Source organism: Lutibacter sp. A64 (assembly GCF_022429565.1).
In the GTDB taxonomy this organism is placed as follows: Bacteria; Bacteroidota; Bacteroidia; order Flavobacteriales; family Flavobacteriaceae; genus Lutibacter.
The window spans coordinates 3,469,941-3,492,185 of the sequence record NZ_CP092487.1 but is presented as its reverse complement, the minus strand read 5'-3'; the positions used below and the strand labels follow the sequence as shown (position 1 = coordinate 3,492,185).

Below are 22,245 nucleotides of genomic sequence, written 5' to 3'. Positions count from 1 at the left end.
GAGAAAATTGTCGTCCCCACAACGGTAGTATAATCAAGTGAATCTATGTTACGACTGCTATTTTGTATTTATAATTACTTCATTTTTATAATTATAAATTCTGTTCTTCTATTTAATTGATGTTCTTCTTCAGAACATTTTACATTATTAGAACATTTATTAACTAATTGAGTTTCTCCAAAACCTTCATACTTTGTAATTCTAGAAGCATCTATACCTTTAGAAATAATATATTCATAAGTAGATTTAGCTCTATTGTTTGATAATACCATATTATAAGCATCATTTGCTCTACTGTCTGTATGAGACTCTAATCTAATAACCATTCCTGGATATTTATTCATTAAAGCAACTACTTTATCTAATTCAATAGAAGCATCTGGTCTAATATTATATTTATCTAAATCAAAATAAATAGTTTCAAGATCTGCCAAAACTACAACATCTTCAATTGGTTTCATAGCAATATTTAAATCTACTATTAATTCTTTTGCTTTTTCTAAACCAAAAGAATTAAAGTTTTTACTTACATCTTGATATTTTTCTTTAGATCCTTTTAAAACAAATTTTTCATCTCTAGGAATTAAATGTTCATACGCGCCATCTTCTTCAGTTATAAAATAAGCTAATTCTTCACCGTTTTCTCTGGCTAACACTATTTTTGCACCTACTAAAGGTTCATTATTAACAGCATCGTAAACAGTTCCTTTTAAAGTTAAAGGAGGAATTCTTGTAAAAGCATAAATATCGTCTCCTCCTACGCCACCTTTTCTATTAGAAGAAACATAGCCGTTAAAACCATCTTTTGCTAAATAATAGGCAAAATCATCTTTTTTACTATTTATTGGCTCCCCTAAATTTATAACATTAACAATGTTGTTATTATTGTCTTTAACTGAAGCAAATACATCCATTAAACCTAAACCAACATGTCCATCTGAAGAAAAATACAAAGTTCCTTCTTCACTAATAAATGGAAAAGCTTCATTCCCTTCAGTATTTATCACAGCTCCTAAATTAATAGGACTATCTAATGTACCATCTTCTAAAATAGTACTAACATAAATATCAGTTCCACCAAAACCACCTGGCATGTCTGATGCAAAGTACAGTTTTTTACCATCTTTACTTAATGACGGATGATATACTATATAATTAGGATTATTTAAATTTGAAGGTTGAACATTCTTCCATTCACCATCAATTAAATCTGCGCTAAAGATTCCAACATGCATAATCCCTTGAGCATCGTTTATTTTCTTTGACTCATAGTAGTTGTTTCTAGAAAAATACATTTTAGTACCATCACTATTAAAGGTTGCTGGGCCATCATGATGGATTGTATTTACACTTCCTACTATTTTTGATGTTGCTTCAACAGAAGCTTCATCTTTAGAAACACTATACAAATCTAGCATTGGTTGTTTATCCCAAGCATATAACCTTTTAATAGAAACACCTTCATTTCTTGATGAACTAAATATTATTTCATTATTTAATTCAACAGCTCCAAACTCATTAAACTCTGTATTAATTGGTAATTTTTGAATTGTATTTTTTTCTAAAGTATTAAATATAGCGCTTGCTAAATCATCATTTTTAAAGAAACGTTTTACTCTAGAATCTTCTTCATTACCAGCTTCTTCAAATTTTTTCATCCATTTTTTAGAAGCTTCGTATTTTCCATTTGCACGTAAAGCTTGTGCATAATATAAATAATATTCAGAAGGAACATTTTCTTGTTTTACAACTTCTTTGTAAATTTCTAATGCTTTTTCTGGCTCACGTAACATAATGTAGGCATCTCCAAGTTGTCGCATTGCATAATGCTTATTAAAACTTGTATCAATTAATTTTTCATAAGTGTTAATTGCTTTTACAAACGAAAAACTATTAAACTCTCTTTCTGCTCTTTTTTGTTTTGCTGTTTGTCCAAATACTGATGTACTTATTAAAACTAAAGCAACAAATAAAATACTTATATTTTTCATAATTTTCATCATTTATTGGATTAAAAATATCTTGGAGATTTTTGTTTTCTTTTCAAAAATTTAAATTCATACATCAACAAAATTTCATGTGATCCTGAAGTATAGGGTCTAATTTCACCTGTAGGTATCTCGTAAGTATACCCTACTCTAAATTGGTCTGTAACTTGAAAATCAACAAGAGCTCCTAATGCTTTTTGATCTCCATTAAATCTATATGAGCCTCCCAACCAAAACTTTTCATTAAATAAAAAGTTAGCTGTTAAATCTGTAGAAATTGGAGCTCCTTTTGTATACTTAAACATAAATGAAGGTTTTAACTTTAAATTTTCATTTAAATCAAAAACATAACCTCCAATTGCATAATAATGAACTCTCTCTAAAGCTGCATATTCTGTATCGTTATTTAAATCGTGATTTATTAATTTTGGTATTGATAAACCGGCGTACCATTTATTAGAATGTAATAAAATACCCGCTCCAAAGTTTGAATTCCATCTATTTAACTTGTCGTTAAAATAAGGGTCTTGATTAACTTCAGTTGCATTGTATAATTCTTCTGCTAGTTTATAGTAAGTCATCCCTGCTTTTAAACCAAAACTTAAATCAACTTCTTCACTTGCCTTAATAGTATATGAGAAATCTGCATACATATAAGTAAAGTTTTCATAACCTGATTTATCATTTATAACAGACAAACCTAAACCTACTTGTTCATTTCTTAAAGGAGAATGAATAGATAATGTTTGTGTTTGTGGCCCTCCGTCAAAACCAGCCCACTGATTTCGATTTAAACCTACAATACTTAATGCGTCTCTACTACCCGCATAAGCTGGGTTGATAGCAATTGTATTGTACATATATTGAGTAAACTGTGGCAACTGTTGCGCATTAGAATATTCTAATCCTAAAATCAACATTACTGTAAGTATAATTATACGTTTCATAGATTTATTTTTTAGTTAGTTCCTAAATATATATATCCAGTAATAGGTTCAAAACCACTACTTAATACATTAACAATGTAATAATATGTTCCTGTTGGTAACTCTGTGCTTGAACCAATAGTTGCTCCTCCAGTGTTAAAATTACCTTTCCAATCGTTTTGGTAATTATTTGATTGATATACCATTTTACCCCAACGGTTAAATATTTGAACATCATAGGTAAAACCACAACCTTCTAATCCTGATATTTCAAATTGATCATTAAATCCATCATTATTAGGGGTTACAACTTTTGAAATCTCTAACTCACTAGTTGAACAAGGTAGCACAACACAATCATCATTTACTTCTACATATACTTTTATAATTCTACCACATTCTCCTGGTTCTGTATATGTAAATTGATATGCTCCTAAATTCACTATTGAAGGATCGAAATAATCACCTGTCAGGCCACCACTATCAAATTCATCTACCCAAGTACCTCCAGATTCATAATCATCAACTAATAGAGTTGTAAGATCTATTTCTAAATCTTCAATACAAAGTGTTACAACATTATCTATATTATCAATAGTTTCTACTGTAAAATCTTCTGTTACTATAAAGGCTTCACTTAAAGCACTACAACCATTATTCATATCAGTTACCGTTACCGTATAACTTCCTGCTTGTAACACCTCAATTGTTGCTGTTGTTGCTCCAGTATTCCATAAATAACTTGCGTTACCTTGAACTGTTGAACTACTTGCATCTAAGGTTACACTTTCTATTGAACATGTTAACTCTGATTCCCCTGTAATAACAGCAACTACTTCTGTAATGTTTTCTGTTACTTTAAAAATTTCACTTGTTAGAGAACATCCATTTTCTGAATCTGTTACAGTTACTGTATAATCACCTGGCTCAGTTACATCAATTGTTGCTGTTGTTGCCCCAGTGTTCCATAAATAACTTGCGTCACCTTGAACTGTTGAACTACTTGCATCTAATGTTACGCTTGTAATTTCACAAGTCAATTCTGATTCTCCTGTTATAATTGCAATAACATTTGTAATGTTTTGTGTTACTGTAAAAGTTTCACTTATTGCACTACATCCATTTTCTGAATCTGTTACGGTTACTGTATAATCACCTGGTTCAGTTACATCAATTGTTGCTGCTGTTGCTCCAGTGCTCCATAAATAACTTACATCTCCTTGAACTGTTGAACTACTTGCATCTAATGTTACGTTTGTAATTTCACAAGTCAACTCTGATTCTCCTGTTATAATTGCAATAACGTCTGTAATGTTTTGTGTTACTGTAAAAGTTTCACTTATTGCACTACATCCATTCAATGAATCTGTTACGGTTACTGTATAATCACCAGGCTCAGTTACATCAATTATTGCTGTTGTTGCTCCAGTGCTCCATAAATAACTTGCGTCACCTTGAACTGTTGAACTACTTGCATCTAATGTTACGCTTGTAATTTCACAAGTTAACTCTGATTCTCCTGTTATAATTGCAATAACGTCTGTAATGTTTTGTGTTACTGTAAAAGTTTCACTTATTGCACCACATCCATTTTCTGAATCTGTTACGGTTACAGTATAATCACCTGGCTCAGTTACATCAATTGTTGCTGTTGTTGCTCCAGTGCTCCATAAATAACTTGCGTCACCTTGAACTGTTGAACTACTTGCATCTAATGTTACGCTTGTAATTTCACAAGTCAACTCTGATTCTCCTGTTATAATTGCAATAACGTCTGTAATGTTTTGTGTTACTGTAAAAGTTTCACTTATTGCACTACATCCATTCAATGAATCAGTTACAGTTACTGTATAATCACCTGGCTCAGTTACATCAATTGTTGCTGTTGTTGCTCCAGTGCTCCATAAATAACTTACGTCACCTTGAACTGTTGAACTACTTGCATCTAATGTTACGCTTGTAATTTCACAAGTCAACTCTGATTCTCCTGTTATAGTAACAACTGGTTTTTCTACATCTTCTGTTACTGTAAAGTCTTCACTTGTTGTACTACATCCATTTTCTGAATCTGTTACAGTTACTGTATATATTCCTGGCTCATTTACATCAATTGTTGCTGTTGCCGCTCCAGTACTCCATAAATAACTTACATCTCCTTGAACTGTTGAACTGCTTGCTTCTAATATTACACTTGTAATTTCACAAGTCAACTCTGAACCTCCTGTTATAGTAACAATTGGTTTTTCTATATTTTGAGTGATTGTAATCTCTTTTGAAATTGTACAACCATTAGAATCTTTTGTATAAAAAACATAATACGAACCAGGCTCTGTTACAGTAATACTAGAAGAAGTCGCTCCACCTTTCCAATAAAAATTATCACCTCCAGTACTCTCACTAGCATCTAACACAATACTTGTTACATTACAATTTAACTCCGTTGTTTCAGCTGTTAAAACAACATTCGCTTGACTTCTATCTTGAGTTACTCTAACCTCTGTTTCATAAGAACATCCATTATCTGCGTCTGTTACAACTACTGTATAAACTCCTGGTGAACTTACCGTTATCTCTTCTGTGGTTGCGGTATAATTATTTGGTCCGCTCCAAGCATAACTTAAATCTGCCGATTGATTGTTTGAACTTCCATTTGCTTTTAATGTAATTTCTTCTAATCTACAGGTTAATTCCTCGTTTCCTGTGATCTCAAGACTTGGTGTTACAATATCTTGTAATACCGTTACGCTGTCTTCATTTGAACATCCATTATCTGCGTCTGTTACAACTACGGTATAAACTCCTGGTGAACTTACCGTTATCTCTTCTGTGGTTGCGGTATAATTATTTGGTCCGCTCCAAGCATAACTTAAATCTGCTGACTGATTGTCTGAACTTCCATTAGCTTTTAATGTAATTTCTTCTAATGTACAGGTTAATTCCTCGTTTCCTGTGATCTCAAGACTTGGTGTTACAATATCTTGTAATACCGTTACGCTGTCTTCATTTGAACATCCATTATCTGCGTCTGTTACAACTACGGTATAAACTCCTGGTGAACTTACCGTTATCTCTTCTGTGGTTGCGGTATAATTATTTGGTCCGCTCCAAGCATAACTTAAATTTGCCGATTGATTGTCTGAACTTCCATTAGCTTTTAATGTAATTTCTTCTAATGTACAGGTTAATTCCTCGTTTCCTGTGATCTCAAGACTTGGTGTTACAATATCTTGTAATACCGTTACGCTGTCTTCATTTGAACATCCATTATCTGCGTCTGTTACAACTACGGTATAAACTCCTGGTGAACTTACCGTTATCTCTTCTGTTGTTGCGGTATAATTATTTGGTCCGCTCCAAGCATAACTTAATTCTGCTGACTGATTATCTGAATTTCCGTTTGCATTTAATGTAATTTCTTCCAATGCACACGTTAATTCTGCATTTCCTGTAATTTCTACACTTGGTGTTACAATGTCTTGTAATACCGTTACGCTGTCTTCTTCTGAACATCCATTATCTCCATCTGTTACAACTACTGTATAAACTCCTGGTGAACTTACAGCTATAATTTCTGTTGTTGCTGTATAATTATCTGGTCCAACCCAAGCATAACTTAATTCTGCTGACTGATTATCTGAACTTCCATTTGCATTTAAACTAATTTCCTCTAATGCACACGTTAATTCTGCATTACCTGTAATCTCTGCACTTGGTGTTACGATATCTTGTAATACTTCAACCTCTGTTTCATAAGTACATCCATTGTCTTTATCAGTTATTGTTACTGTATAAACGCCTGGTGAACTTACAGCTATAATTTCTGTTGTTGCTGTATAATTATCTGGTCCAACCCAAGCATAACTTAATTCTGCTGACTGATTATCTGAACTTCCATTTGCATTTAAACTAATTTCCTCTAATGCACACGTTAATTCTGCATTACCTGTAATCGCTGCACTTGGTGTTACGATATCTTGTAATACTTCAACCTCTGTTTCATAAGTACATCCATTGTCTTTATCAGTTATTGTTACTGTATAAACGCCTGGTGAACTTACAGCTATAATTTCTGTTGTTGCTGTATAATTATCTGGTCCAACCCAAGCATAACTTAATTCTGCTGACTGATTATCTGAACTTCCATTTGCATTTAAACTAATTTCCTCTAATGCACACGTTAATTCTGCATTACCTGTAATCGCTGCACTTGGTGTTACGATATCTTGTAATACTTCTAAATTAGAAGATGTTACTGTACATCCATCATCTCCATCTTTTACAATTACATAATAAGTGTCTGGTGTTGTTGCTGAATACGTAGCTGATGTTGCTCCTGTAATTGCTCCTGAAGCATTGTACCATTGGTAAGAAGGTGTTCCATCTACTACTGGCACAGCTGTTAATGTTAAACTTGTAACCGCACATGTCAATTCTCCTGCGCCACTTACTGATACCGTTGGATCTGTTATGTCTTGTGTAACTTCTAAATTAGAAGATGTTACTGTACATCCATCATCTCCATCTTTTACAATTACATAATAAGTGTCTGGTGTTGTTGCTGAATACGTAGCTGATGTTGCTCCTGTAATTGCTCCTGAAGCATTGTACCATTGGTAAGAAGGTGTTCCATCTACTACTGGCACAGCTGTTAATGTTAAACTTGTAACCGCACATGTCAATTCTCCTGCGCCACTTACTGATACCGTTGGATCTGTTATGTCTTGTGTAACTTCTAAATTAGAAGATGTTACTGTACATCCATCATCTCCATCTTTTACAATTACATAATAAGTGTCTGGTGTTGTTGCTGAATACGTAGCTGATGTTGCTCCTGTAATTGCTCCTGAAGCATTGTACCATTGGTAAGAAGGTGTTCCATCTACTACTGGCACAGCTGTTAATGTTAAACTTGTAACCGCACATGTCAATTCTCCTGCACCACTTACTGATACCGTTGGATCTGTTATGTCTTGTGTAACTTCTAAATTAGAAGATGTTACTGTACATCCATCATCTCCATCTTTTACAATTACATAATAAGTGTCTGGTGTTGTTGCTGAATACGTAGCTGATGTTGCTCCTGTAATTGCTCCTGAAGCATTGTACCATTGGTAAGAAGGTGTTCCATCTACTACTGGCACAGCTGTTAATGTTAAACTTGTAACCGCACATGTCAATTCTCCTGCACCACTTACTGATACCGTTGGATCTGTTATGTCTTGTGTAACTTCTAAATTAGAAGATGTTACTGTACATCCATCATCTCCATCTTTTACAATTACATAATAAGTGTCTGGTGTTGTTGCTGAATACGTAGCTGATGTTGCTCCTGTAATTGCTCCTGAAGCATTGTACCATTGGTAAGAAGGTGTTCCATCTACTACTGGTACAGCTGTTAATGTTAAACTTGTAACCGCACATGTCAATTCTCCTGCGCCACTTACTGATACCGTTGGATCTGTTATGTCTTGTGTAACTTCTAAATTAGAAGATGTTACTGTACATCCATCATCTCCATCTTTTACAATTACATAATAAGTGTCTGGTGTTGTTGCTGAATACGTAGCTGATGTTGCTCCTGTAATTGCTCCTGAAGCATTGTACCATTGGTAAGAAGGTGTTCCATCTACTACTGGCACAGCTGTTAATGTTAAACTTGTAACCGCACATGTCAATTCTCCTGCACCACTTACTGATACCGTTGGATCTGTTATGTCTTGTGTAACTTCTAAATTAGAAGATGTTACTGTACATCCATCATCTCCATCTTTTACAATTACATAATAAGTGTCTGGTGTTGTTGCTGAATACGTAGCTGATGTTGCTCCTGTAATTGCTCCTGAAGCATTGTACCATTGGTAAGAAGGTGTTCCATCTACTACTGGCACAGCTGTTAATGTTAAACTTGTAACCGCACATGTCAATTCTCCTGCGCCACTTACTGATACCGTTGGATCTGTTATGTCTTGTGTAACTTCTAAATTAGAAGATGTTACTGTACATCCATCATCTCCATCTTTTACAATTACATAATAAGTGTCTGGTGTTGTTGCTGAATACGTAGCTGATGTTGCTCCTGTAATTGCTCCTGAAGCATTGTACCATTGGTAAGAAGGTGTTCCATCTACTACTGGCACAGCTGTTAATGTTAAACTTGTAACCGCACATGTCAATTCTCCTGCACCACTTACTGATACCGTTGGATCTGTTATGTCTTGTGTAACTTCTAAATTAGAAGATGTTACTGTACATCCATCATCTCCATCTTTTACAATTACATAATAAGTGTCTGGTGTTGTTGCTGAATACGTAGCTGATGTTGCTCCTGTAATTGCTCCTGAAGCATTGTACCATTGGTAAGAAGGTGTTCCATCTACTACTGGCACAGCTGTTAATGTTAAACTTGTAACCGCACATGTCAATTCTCCTGCACCACTTACTGATACCGTTGGATCTGTTATGTCTTGTGTAACTTCTAAATTAGAAGATGTTACTGTACATCCATCATCTCCATCTTTTACAATTACATAATAAGTGTCTGGTGTTGTTGCTGAATACGTAGCTGATGTTGCTCCTGTAATTGCTCCTGAAGCATTGTACCATTGGTAAGAAGGTGTTCCATCTACTACTGGCACAGCTGTTAATGTTAAACTTGTAACCGCACATGTCAATTCTCCTGCACCACTTACTGATACCGTTGGATCTGTTATGTCTTGTGTAACTTCTAAATTAGAAGATGTTACTGTACATCCATCATCTCCATCTTTTACAATTACATAATAAGTGTCTGGTGTTGTTGCTGAATACGTAGCTGATGTTGCTCCTGTAATTGCTCCTGAAGCATTGTACCATTGGTAAGAAGGTGTTCCATCTACTACTGGTACAGCTGTTAATGTTAAACTTGTAACCGCACATGTCAATTCTCCTGCGCCACTTACTGATACCGTTGGATCTGTTATGTCTTGTGTAACTTCTAAATTAGAAGATGTTACTGTACATCCATCATCTCCATCTTTTACAATTACATAATAAGTGTCTGGTGTTGTTGCTGAATACGTAGCTGATGTTGCTCCTGTAATTGCTCCTGAAGCATTGTACCATTGGTAAGAAGGTGTTCCATCTACTACTGGCACAGCTGTTAATGTTAAACTTGTAACCGCACATGTCAATTCTCCTGCACCACTTACTGATACCGTTGGATCTGTTATGTCTTGTGTAACTTCTAAATTAGAAGATGTTACTGTACATCCATCATCTCCATCTTTTACAATTACATAATAAGTGTCTGGTGTTGTTGCTGAATACGTAGCTGATGTTGCTCCTGTAATTGCTCCTGAAGCATTGTACCATTGGTAAGAAGGTGTTCCATCTACTACTGGTACAGCTGTTAATGTTAAACTTGTAACCGCACATGTCAATTCTCCTGCGCCACTTACTGATACCGTTGGTAAATCATTAATTGTAATAGATTGCGTACTACTATTAGGGCACGTACCATTTGTAGTATAAGTAACTATATATGTTCCCGGTGTTGAAGCATCTAAATCTACCTCCCCTGTAGTTGAATCTATAACCAATCCAGCTGTTGAACTAAATGTTCCTCCCGCTAATCCTGTAATTGTTGGTTCTGGATCAGTTGCATCTGCACAATATGGTGAACCTGAATAACTAAAACTAGCGTCGTCAAAAGCGTTAATGGTTACTGAATCTGTACTGCTATTTGTACAAGTACCTGCTGTACCTGTTGAATAGGTTACTGTATAAGTTCCAGGTGTTGATGCACTTAAATCTATCGCTCCTGTATTTGCATTTATTACCAATCCTGTGGTTGAACTAAATGTTCCTCCTGCTAATCCACTAATTGTAGGTGTTGGATCTGTTCCATCTGCACAATATGCTGCCACAGAATAACTAAAACTGGCATCGTCTAAGGCTTTATTTGTCAAAACAACATCATCATAATCACTACAAGCGCCATTTTCTATTGTCCATCGTAAAGTAACAGCACTACCTGAATTTACACCCGTAACGGTTGTATTAGGTGAATTTGGCGTTGTAATTGTTGCCGTTCCACTCTCTATTGTCCAAAGCCCTGTTCCGGGTGAAGGACTATTAGCCGACATATTAAAAGTTGAAGTATCACATAATGGCTGATCATCTCCAGCATTTGAGTTTATGAATGTATTTATTGTAACAGTCACTTCAAATCTCTCATCACTTTCGCAACTTCCAATAGTTTGAGTTGCAAAATAGTTTTCACCATCATCTAAAAAATCTGTTGAACTTAAAGGAGATCTATCTCCTGCTTCTGCATACCATTTAATATTATCACCAATTGCTATTAAATTTCCAACAGTTGGATTGTCTGACGAACAAAATGTTTGAATTGATTCACCTGTTGGAGCATTTGGATCACTTATAGTAACCACAACTTTAAGTCTTGTAGTACTTTCACAACCTCCTATAGTTTGAGTAGCATAATAATCTTCTTCATTTTCTAAAGCTATAGTACTATCCAATGCTGTTCCTCCAGTCGCATCTTCATACCATTGAATGGCTTCCCCTGTTGTTGTCGTTAAGTTGGCAACTGTAGGGTTATTAACGGCGCAAAACTCTTGTTCTGCTTCACCTGTAGGTGCTGAAGGATCATTAACAACAACATCAAAAATACATTCTTTTGTTATTGGATTTTCATTTAAAATAGACAATGTAGCAGTATAAATTACTGGTGTAGTTCCCACAACAAATTCATCACCTGGAATATGTGTAGAAGTTACTACAAAATTAATTCCTCCTGCACAATCTGTGTCAACAATTGTTGCGTTGTAATAAGCCTTATCAACTTCAATTTTATCACCTCCATTGGCATCATTACTAGAAAAATTAAATTTTAATTTATAAACTCCATTTGGCACTGTATCTGGAATTAAAATAGTTTGCTGACCATTTGAAGTAATACCTGTTATAGAATATGAATATAAAACAGCATTTGTATTTGGATCTAAAACATCTAATCTCCAATTTACAGTAGCAGTTACGTCTATTAATTCAATATTAATATCAGTTCCTCCACTTGAATTAAAGAAATATTGTTTTGGACTAATAAAATACGAATCTGTATATTTTGAACCTACAGAACCTGATGATTGAAATAGTCTTAAATTATCAAGACCTATTCTTTGTGCATAATTAAACTCCCAACAATTTGCTCCAAAATTACTTTCTGGTAAATCAAATTCCATAAAAAATGAATATGGATCTCCTCCGCCACCTGCAGTACAGCAAGTGTAAGAAAATTGAGGTGGTGTCCAAAATACTGGTGTACCTCCATCTCCATCTGAACAAACTGAAGCCAAATCTGAAGGCGGACAATTCGATTTTTCAATTTTACAAACTTCACCTCCTGGCTGAGCAATATTAATTGTTAATGGTGTTAAATCATCACAACCAATCATATCTTTAGCATATACAGTATATGTACCTGCTGTCAATCCATTAAATTCTCCTGTTGTATTACTAAAATCAATATTATTTAAACTATAAGAATAAGGTGCAACACCTCCAGAAGCTTCAACTTTAAATGAGCCATCATTACCCCCAATACAAAGTAAGTTATTATGTTCTGATTCAATTTCAACAACATCAACAGAATTAACCGTTACAACAACTGGCTTAACAATTACACAACCACTATTGCCATCAATGGCTTTAATATAATATGTACCATCAGTTGCTGTAGTTGGAGTATTATAAGGTATAGTAGCATCTTCATCTTCCCAGTAAGTATATGGTCCAGACAATGTACTACCAGCTGTTATTTCAGAAGCCGTAATATCAACTGTTTCTCCAAAACAAACAGCTTCAGGATTAGTTATATCCAATGCATTCGAAGTAAAACTTCTTGCTTTTAAAAAAACTCCCGCATCATATTGTTGATCACTTGCATCTGCAATAGCCATTTTCATCTTGTACTCTTGCCCAGATACTAAACCTGTATATTCAGCGGTTAACACAACAGTTCCACCATCAAATTCAGTTGAAATGTTTATATTATTATTAGCGTAATAAGCTGCATTTTGCGCAGCTACTGGGATATTGTTAATATTTGAAGGAACATAAGGATGTATTGTATTAATTGTAATTGGATCACCATTAGGTAATTTAGCTAAATTAACAGCATCATTTTGATAACCTTGTCCTCCTGCAATACCTGGACCGCTTAAAAAGAAACCAAAAACATCCTCATATTGCGTCCCACAATATTCTAAATATTCATCGGAAGCAAAAACAAATTGAAACTCAATTTTTGTTCCAATTGGTGTAAAGTTAATTTCAAGAACTGCTGCATCATACATTCTATATCCAGTAATAAGCTCTAAATCAGGATCACTAGCATTCTCATTCATTTCATCAGAATAACTTCCTGAAGAACTCGGCCCCATAGCATTTTTAATCTTACCTGTTGAAAGCAACAAACCTTCATCAATTAAAAAATTAGAAGCACTTCCATCATTAAAATAACCTAATTGCCTATCTAATGTTGTATTACCAAAGTTAGAACTCCAATTATCATTATTTCTTCTATAATAACCAAATCTAACGTCTCCTATTGTTAAACAGGTAGATGATAAAATATTTTCAACTAATTCTTTTGGCGTAGACCCATAAGTAGCATCATTATTTGGCACTAAAATACTTGATGAACCTTGTGGGGATTTAGATTGCAATGCCCCTTTACTTAATGCTTTGGAAGAAACTTGACTTTTATCAGGACTTAAACCAATCCTTTTATTATTTACCTCTTGTGAATAACCAACAGTTATCAAAAACATCAATATTAAAAAAGCGAAAAACCGAATAAAAGTAATTTTTTTCATAATCTTTTTATTTAATTAAAACTAATCTTGAAATCAAAAAATGATTTTCAAAAATTAATCTAGTAACAATATTTACTAAATTGTATATCTAAATTTAGGGGTCTATGAAACATTCTAATGAAAAAATCCATTAGATAATATAGTGGGGATTCTATATAGAGCTTATTTTGTGGGGTATAAAAATTTTGAGTCTTGTGGGGAACATTTCTCAATTACACGACAAATATAAAACAGATTTTAATTATTATTACATTTACAAAGCCTTATTTTACAACAACTTAACAAATGGATGTTTTTTAACAATAAATGGTAAAAAAATGTTAAAAAATAGCATCATAAAAATAATAAAACAACAAAAAAACAAACTATCAAACTGAAAAACAAATACTTAAGACCAAACACACAAGCAGAAAACACTCTTTAAAATTAATTTTAACTATAAATATTTTTATATTTCTTCAATTCAATAAATAATATTATATTTTTGTAACTTACTAATAGAAAAATTATTATGAATAAATATGATGTAGCCATTATAGGCTCTGGACCTGGAGGGTATGTTGCTGCAATACGTTGCGCACAATTAGGATTAAAAACTGTTATTATTGAAAAATATAATACTCTTGGCGGTACCTGTTTAAATGTAGGGTGTATCCCTTCAAAAGCATTGTTAGATTCATCGCACCATTATTATGATGCAACTAAGCATTTTGCAACACACGGTATAGAAACAAAAGGTTTAGAAGTGAATTTTAAACAAATGATTACACGAAAAAATGAAGTAGTTTCACAAACCTCTGGTGGTATCAATTATTTAATGGATAAAAATAACATTGACACACTACAAGGTGTTGGAAGTTTTAAAGATGCTACGCATATTACAATTACAAAAGCAGATGGTACCTCTGAAGAGATTGAAGCTGCAAAAACTATTATTGCTACAGGCTCAAAACCATCAACCTTACCATTTATTGAAATTGATAAAAAAAGAGTAATTACTTCTACCGAAGCTTTAAGTTTAACCGAAATACCAAAACATTTAATTGTTATTGGTGGTGGTGTAATAGGTTTAGAACTTGGTTCTGTTTACAGCCGTTTAGGTTCGCAAGTTTCAGTTATTGAATATATGCCAACTATTACTCCTGGTATGGATGCAATGCTATCAAAAGAATTGCAAAAATCCTTAAAAAAACAAGGAATTAAATTCTTTACAAGTCATAAAGTAACTTCAGTTGTAAACAATGGAGATGAAGTTATTGTTACTGCCGACAACAAAAAAGGTGTCCCAACCGAATTTAAAGGAGATTACACCTTAATTTCTGTAGGTAGAAAACCTTATACTGAAGGATTGGGATTAGAAAACGTAGGTATTAAAACTACTGATCGTGGACAAATTAAAACCAACGATTATTTACAAACAAATATTTCTAATATATATGCTATTGGTGATGTTGTAAAAGGCGCCATGTTAGCTCACAAAGCTGAAGAAGAAGGAACTATGGTTGCAGAAATAATTGCAGGTCAAAAACCACATATAGATTATAACTTAATACCAGGTGTTGTGTATACTTGGCCAGAGGTTGCTGCAGTTGGTAAAACTGAAGAGCAATTAAAAGAAGCTGGTGTAAAATACAAAACTGGTTCTTTTGCAATGCGCGCTTTAGGTAGAGCAAGAGCAAGTATGGATTTAGATGGACAAATAAAAGTATTAGCTGATGCTGAAACTGACGAAATTTTAGGAGTTCATATGATTGGTGCTAGAGCAGCAGATATGATTGCTGAAGCAGTTATCGCTATGGAGTTTAGAGCATCTAGTGAAGATATTGCACGTTCATCACATGCACACCCAACGTTTACCGAAGCTTTTAAAGAAGCTTGTTTAGCTGTAAATGATAGAGCAATACATAGTTGATTTTTAGTTAAAAGTTAAAAAGTTTAGAATAGCACTCAACAAATTAATAGATTCCTACCTTCGCAGGAGTCACATATACAAAAAAAGTCATTTCAAATTGAAATGACTTTTTTATTTTTGCCGAAATGAATAGAACAAGTTATCAATTTCAATCAGAAAATATTGCTAAACTCAAAACACAATTGCTGTTTTGGGCGCAGCAATTTAAAACTGCTGTTTGGTTAGATAGTAACAACTATCAACAAAAACATTCAAATTTTGATGCTGTTTTGGCTGTAGATGGTTTTTCTGAAATTAAATCATCTTACAAGAACGCCTTCAATAAATTAAAAGAATTTCAAACCACTACAAACGATTATATTTTTGGTTATTTAAGTTACGATTTAAAAAATGATGTTGAAAATTTAACCTCTAATAATTTTGACAACCTACATTTTCCTGATTTATATTTTTTTCAACCTAAAAAATTATTCTTCATAAAAGGAAATACAGTTGAAATTAAATATTTGAATCCATTTTCTTCTGAAATTCATTCAGATTTAAATGAAATCAATCTACGAAAAAACAACAAGCAAAAACTAGTAAACAAAAAGCAATTAAAAATAAAGCTTCGCATTCATAAAGATGAATATTTTAAAAAAATAAATTCGGTATTAAAACATATACACCGAGGAGCTATTTATGAAACCAATTTTTGTCAGGAATTTTATTGTGAAAACGCAGTAATTGATCCGGTTGAAGTCTATCAAAATTTAAATCATATTTCTAAACCTCCTTTTGCAGCATTCTTAAAATTAGATACTAAATTTTTACTTTCTGCTTCGCCAGAACGTTATTTAAAAAAAGATGGAGCTACCGTAATTTCTCAACCTATAAAAGGAACCGCAAAAAGAGCAATTTCTAAACAAGAAGATTTAAATTTAATTACAGCTTTAGAAAACAACCCAAAAGAGCGTGCTGAAAACATTATGATTGTTGATTTGGTTAGAAACGATTTATCTCGTGCGGCAATTAAAGGAACCGTAAAAGTTGATGAATTATGCAAAGTTTATACTTTTGAACAAGTACATCAATTAATTTCAACTATTTCATGTAAAGTAAAACCAACCGTTCACCCTATTGATATTATAAAAAACACTTTTCCAATGGGAAGTATGACCGGAGCTCCAAAAGTTTCTGCAATGAAAATTATTGAAGATTTAGAAGTAACAAAACGCGGTTTATATTCAGGTGCTGTTGGGTATATTACACCAAAAGGAGATTTCGATTTTAATGTAATAATACGCAGTATTTTATATAATAAATCTAATAATTATGTTTCTTATTCTGTTGGAGGAGCAATTACCGCACAATCTATACCCGAAAAAGAGTATGAAGAATGCCTACTCAAAGCAAAAGCTATGAAACAAGTTTTATTAAACATAGATAGTCGAAAGTTGAAAAAGTAAATTATATGTCAACCCGAACTTCTTTTAGCATAACGATTTTAATATTTTTTGACAGCTTCATTAAATTCAAAAAATAAATTCCAAACACTTAGAATTAATTATATTTACGCAATGAAAACAGCTTTACAAGCACACATCAATAAAAATTTAGCATTTTTAAATGGTAAAAAACTATTGATTACTATATCTGGAGGTATAGACAGCGTAGTTTTAACACACCTAATGCATTCGCTAGAATATCCAATTTCTTTAGCACATTGCAACTTTCAATTACGCGGAAAAGATAGCAACAAAGATGAACTATTTGTAACTGAATTAGGAAAAAAATTAAAAATACCTTGTGCTGTTGTAAAATTTGACACCGAAAATTATGCTATAGAAAAGGGTATTTCAACACAAATGGCTGCGCGTGAATTACGCTATAATTGGTTTGAAAAAATCATGAAAGAAAATGAGTTGGATTATATAATTACAGCACATCATAAAGACGATATTATTGAAACTGTTTTAATAAACTTAACTCGAGGAACTGGTTTAGATGGTTTAACCGGAATACCAGAAGTTAATGGACCTATAGTACGCCCGTTACTCCCTTTTTCTAGAAATGATATTTTGATTTATGCTACTAAAAATAAAATTCAATGGCGGGAAGATCAAAGTAATTCTTCAATTAAATATGTTCGAAATAAAATTAGACACAAAGTAGTTCCCTTTTTAAAAGAAATAAATCCAAACTTATTAGATTCTTTAAATAACACTCTAGAAAATTTAAGAGCAAGCCAAGAAATTGTACAAAATTGTATAGAAAATATTAAAAATGATGTAAGTATTACAACTAAAAACGAAACTCATTTTAATATCGAAAAACTGAAACAATTAAGCAATCCTAAAATATATTTATACGAACTGCTAAAAGCATATAATTTTACAGAATGGAATGATGTAACTGCGTTATTAGATGCGCAAAGTGGTAAACAAATTTTTAGCGAAACACATAGATTACTTAAAGATAGAGATGTTTTAATTTTATCTGAAATTGCAACTATTAAAAAACCAATTACCTATAAAATTACTAAAAACACTTCAAAAATAACAGTTCCGATAAAGCTTAAATTTAAAAATATAGACATTCCTTTTGATACAAAAAATCATCAAAATAAAGTTTTAGAAGAATTAATTTTTAACAAACCCAATACTATCTCTATTGATTGTGATAAAATTCAATTTCCATTAATTATAAGAAAATGGCAAAAAGGAGATTACTTTTACCCTATTGGTTTAAATGGTAAAAAGAAACTTAGCAAATTTTTTAAAGATGAAAAAATGTCGTTGCTAGAAAAAGAAAATACATGGATTTTATGTACCTTAGACAATACAATAATTTGGGTAATTGGCAAACGACTAGACGAGCGCTTTAAAGTAACAAAGACCACTTCTAAATTATTAAAAATAAAATATAAATTAGTTTAAATTCAAAAAAACATGTAACTTAATACTCTTATTTTCACTTATATCTAATACTATGTTTTCAAATAAATTTTATTTACTAATACTTTTTTTTATTACTTACAACATTTGTTTTTCACAAGAAACAAAAGTAGTATTTAAAGATAGCTTACTACCTAAAAGCATTTATTCTAAAGATATTTTAAATGATAAGTATAGTACTTTTATTACCAACAATAAGCTAAATTTAAAACAGTATAAGCTTCTTTTTGTTGATATTAACAATATTGAAAACGGTTATTTTTCAATTCCACTTAAAAACATAAACAAAGCAAGCGATTTTGTTTTTGAAACTTTTAAAGACCTTCAAAACAAACGCGATTTAGAACAAAGTTTTTTTGATGTTTCTAAACTTTACCTTCCACGTAATCCAAAAAAATAAAATCATTCACAAAAAAAACGATTTCGTTAAATTAATGTTTTAAAAACAGTTTTTTTAATTAACGTTTTGTAATTTTCGGCTAAATAACTAAAAAAGATGCATAAGCAACCAAAATTAACACGGTTTCAAGAAAACGTACTGTCTAAATACCAGATATATAATAGTATATTTATGACACTTCCATTTGATACAATTACTAAAACAGGTGTACTATTACCACTGTTTCACGAAATATGTAAAGATGGATTTTCTAAGAAATTAAACCCTACAGAAATTGTAGAAAATTTCTTTAAAACCTACCAACAAAACCCTTCAGAAGAAGAAAAAATAAATCTGCTTTTCAGATTTATTCAATATATAGAACGTCAAGTTGTTTTATTTGATGCTATTGAAGATGCTGCATTTCCAACGGTAAACAATATGGATGGTGTTGGAACCATGCGAAACTCTAAAGAAATAGCTGCGCAAGAAAACAAAAAAGAAGCTTTAAAAAAATATTTAGAAGATTTTAAAGTTCGTATTGTTTTAACTGCACACCCAACACAATTTTATCCAGGTCCAGTATTAGGAATTATTACAGACTTGGCTGATGCAATTGAAAAAAACGATTTGCTTTTAATTAATAAATTATTAGCTCAATTAGGAAAAACACCATTTTTTAAACACGAAAAACCAACTCCTTACGACGAGGCAGTTAGTTTAATTTGGTATTTAGAAAACGTTTTTTACCACTCTGTTTCAGACACTTACAACTACATACAAAGTAATATTTTTGATGGTAATAAAATTCCTAACCAAATTATTGATTTAGGTTTTTGGCCAGGTGGTGACCGCGATGGAAATCCGTTTGTAACAACAGAAATTACATTAAATGTTGCCAAACGTTTAAAACAAACAATTTTAAAAAATTACTACAGAGATATTAGAATTTTAAAGAAACGTTTAACATTTACCGGTGTTGAAAATTCTATTAACGAATTAGAAAAATTGTTGTTCGACAATAGTGTAGACCCAGAGTTAGGAACTATGCTATCTTTAACAGATTTTATTGCTAAATTAGAAGAAATTAAAACTATTATTGTTGAAAAACATCAATCGTTATATCTAGAAGAAATTAATAACTTTATAAATAAAGTACATTTATTTGGTTACCATTTTGCAACATTAGATATTAGACAAGACAGTCGTGTACACCACAATGTTTTCTCAGAAATTGTAACTACCTTACAAGAACATGGAAATACAGAATTTCCAGAAAATTATTTAGATCTTTCTGAAGATGAACAAATAGAAATACTTTCTAAAGTTAAAGGTTCTATAGACCCTTCTATTTTTGAAAATGAAATGGTTTCTAAAACTTTAGGTTCTATTTTTGCCGTAAAATCCATTCAAAAAAACAATGGAGAACGTGGTGCAAATCGCTATATAATTAGCAATAATCAAAAAGCAGTAAATGTAATGGAAACATTTGCTATGTTTAATTTATGCGGATTTAATCATAATATTACTGCAGATATTATCCCACTTTTTGAAACTATCACAGATTTAGAAAATGCTGAAAGTGTTATGGATAAATTATATGCAAACAAAGCATATATGGCACATTTAGCAGAAAGAGGGCATAAACAAACCATTATGCTTGGTTTCTCTGACGGGACAAAAGATGGCGGTTATTTAATGGCAAACTGGGCTATATTTAAAGCTAAAGAAAGTCTTACAAGAATCTCTAGAGCATACGGCATTAAAGTAATATTTTTTGATGGTCGTGGTGGACCTCCAGCTCGTGGTGGTGGAAAAACACACCAATTTTACGCATCTTTAGGTCCAACTATAGAAAATGAAGAAATTCAATTAACCGTTCAAGGACAAACAATTAGCTCTAATTTTGGAACACAAGATGCTGCACAATATAATATAGAACAATTATTAAGTGCCGGTATTGCTAACGAATTATTTAGCAATGCTAACAATGTTATGACCGAAAGCAATATTGAAATTATGGATGACTTAGCTTCGTTAAGTTACCAAGCATATTCAGAATTTAAAAATCACCCTAAATTTTTACCATATTTAGAGCGCATGAGTACTTTAAAATATTATGCAAAAACTAATATTGGTAGTAGACCATCTAAACGTTCTAGTGGTGATGAATTAAACTTTGCAGATTTAAGAGCCATACCTTTTGTAGGTTCTTGGAGTCAGTTAAAACAAAATGTACCTGGTTTTTATGGAGTTGGAACTGCTTTAAAAAAGTATGAAAATAATGGAGAATTTGATAAACTAATTGATTTCTACAACAGTTCAGATTTCTTTAAAACATTAATAGGAAATAGTATGATGTCGCTTTCAAAATCATTTTTTGGGCTAACACAATACATGGAAAAAGATGAAGAATTTGGCGAGTTTTGGAAAGTAATTTTTAAAGAGTATGAAACTACGCATCGCTTAATTTTAAAACTAACTGGTTATTCTGCTTTAATGCAAGGAAACGAAGTTGGTAAAGCATCAATTGACATACGTGAAGATATTGTATTACCACTAATAACTATTCAACAATTTGCTTTAATCAATATTCAAAAATTGCAAAAAAGCGAAAATACTGATCCTGAATTATTGAAAATATTTGAAAAAATGGTTACACGTTCATTATTTGGAAATATAAATGCCAGTAGAAATTCTGCTTAAAAATGAATTCTGTACATTTAAATAACAGCGAATATGCACCATTTTATAGCGATTATATAAAAGCTTTAGGTCAAGTTGATTTACAAACAATTTTAAAATCTTCATTAAATGATTTAATTGCAACTCTTAGTCAGCTTTCTGAAGAAAAGCTAACCTATCGTTATGCTGATGGAAAATGGAACATAAAAGAATTAGTACAGCATATTATTGATGCAGAACGAGTTTTAAGCTATAGAGCTTTGCGTTTTTCAAGAAATGATGCTACTAATTTACCTGGTTTTGATGAAGATTGGTATGTAACTTATTCTAATGGAAGTGAACGTAATTTTAAGGACATACTCTTAGAATTTACTCAAGTTAGAAATGCCACAATTTCATTATTTAAAAGTTTTACACCAGAAATGTTTTTAATGATTGGCTCTGCAAATAATAGTGATATAACTGTTAGAGCACTAGGCTTTATTATTGCAGGACATCAAATACATCATTTAAATATTATTAAAGAAAAGTATCTATAACTA

The 22,245-nt window shown here is 32.2% G+C and carries 9 protein-coding genes; 6 read left to right on the top strand and 3 right to left on the bottom strand.

Going from position 1 to position 22,245, the window contains the following annotated elements; genetic code table 11:
* Window positions 1–74: 74 nt before the first annotated feature.
* From MKD41_RS14220 to MKD41_RS14210, 3 genes are read right to left on the bottom strand one after another with little or no spacing between them, the layout of a single operon-like run.
* On the bottom strand, window positions 75–1,991 hold the full coding sequence (locus MKD41_RS14220) for an OmpA family protein (protein ID WP_240243008.1): 1,917 nt from the start codon (window positions 1,989–1,991) through the stop codon (window positions 75–77).
* 20 nt (window positions 1,992–2,011) lie between these two features.
* On the bottom strand, window positions 2,012–2,935 hold the full coding sequence (locus tag MKD41_RS14215) for a PorP/SprF family type IX secretion system membrane protein (protein WP_240243007.1): 924 nt from the start codon (window positions 2,933–2,935) through the stop codon (window positions 2,012–2,014).
* Window positions 2,936–2,946: 11 nt separating this feature from the next.
* Complete coding sequence (locus MKD41_RS14210; RefSeq protein WP_240243006.1) at window positions 2,947–13,791, bottom strand: choice-of-anchor L domain-containing protein; 10,845 nt, start codon at window positions 13,789–13,791, stop codon at window positions 2,947–2,949.
* Window positions 13,792–14,302: 511 nt separating this feature from the next.
* On the opposite strand from MKD41_RS14210, the gene lpdA reads away from it, so the two are divergent.
* From lpdA to MKD41_RS14180, 6 genes are all read left to right on the top strand, one after another.
* On the top strand, window positions 14,303–15,703 hold the full coding sequence (gene lpdA, locus MKD41_RS14205) for a dihydrolipoyl dehydrogenase (protein WP_240243005.1): 1,401 nt from the start codon (window positions 14,303–14,305) through the stop codon (window positions 15,701–15,703).
* A gap of 125 nt (window positions 15,704–15,828) precedes the next feature.
* Complete coding sequence (locus MKD41_RS14200; RefSeq protein ID WP_240243004.1) at window positions 15,829–17,151, top strand: anthranilate synthase component I family protein; 1,323 nt, start codon at window positions 15,829–15,831, stop codon at window positions 17,149–17,151.
* A 111-nt stretch (window positions 17,152–17,262) separates the two neighbouring features.
* The gene (tilS, locus tag MKD41_RS14195) at window positions 17,263–18,621 is read left to right on the top strand and encodes a tRNA lysidine(34) synthetase TilS (RefSeq protein ID WP_240243003.1); all 1,359 of its coding nucleotides are present in this window, start codon (window positions 17,263–17,265) and stop codon (window positions 18,619–18,621) included.
* Window positions 18,622–18,673: 52 nt separating this feature from the next.
* Window positions 18,674–19,039 carry a hypothetical protein gene (locus MKD41_RS14190; RefSeq protein WP_240243002.1) on the top strand — a complete coding sequence of 122 codons (366 nt, stop codon included), beginning with the start codon at window positions 18,674–18,676 and terminating at the stop codon, window positions 19,037–19,039.
* A 96-nt stretch (window positions 19,040–19,135) separates the two neighbouring features.
* Entirely contained in the window at window positions 19,136–21,724 is a 2,589-nt protein-coding gene (locus MKD41_RS14185; RefSeq protein ID WP_240243001.1) for a phosphoenolpyruvate carboxylase, read from the top strand.
* Window positions 21,725–21,726: 2 nt separating this feature from the next.
* Window positions 21,727–22,242, top strand: coding sequence for a DinB family protein (locus MKD41_RS14180; RefSeq protein ID WP_240243000.1), 516 nt, complete (start codon window positions 21,727–21,729; stop codon window positions 22,240–22,242).
* Window positions 22,243–22,245: the final 3 nt, after the last annotated feature.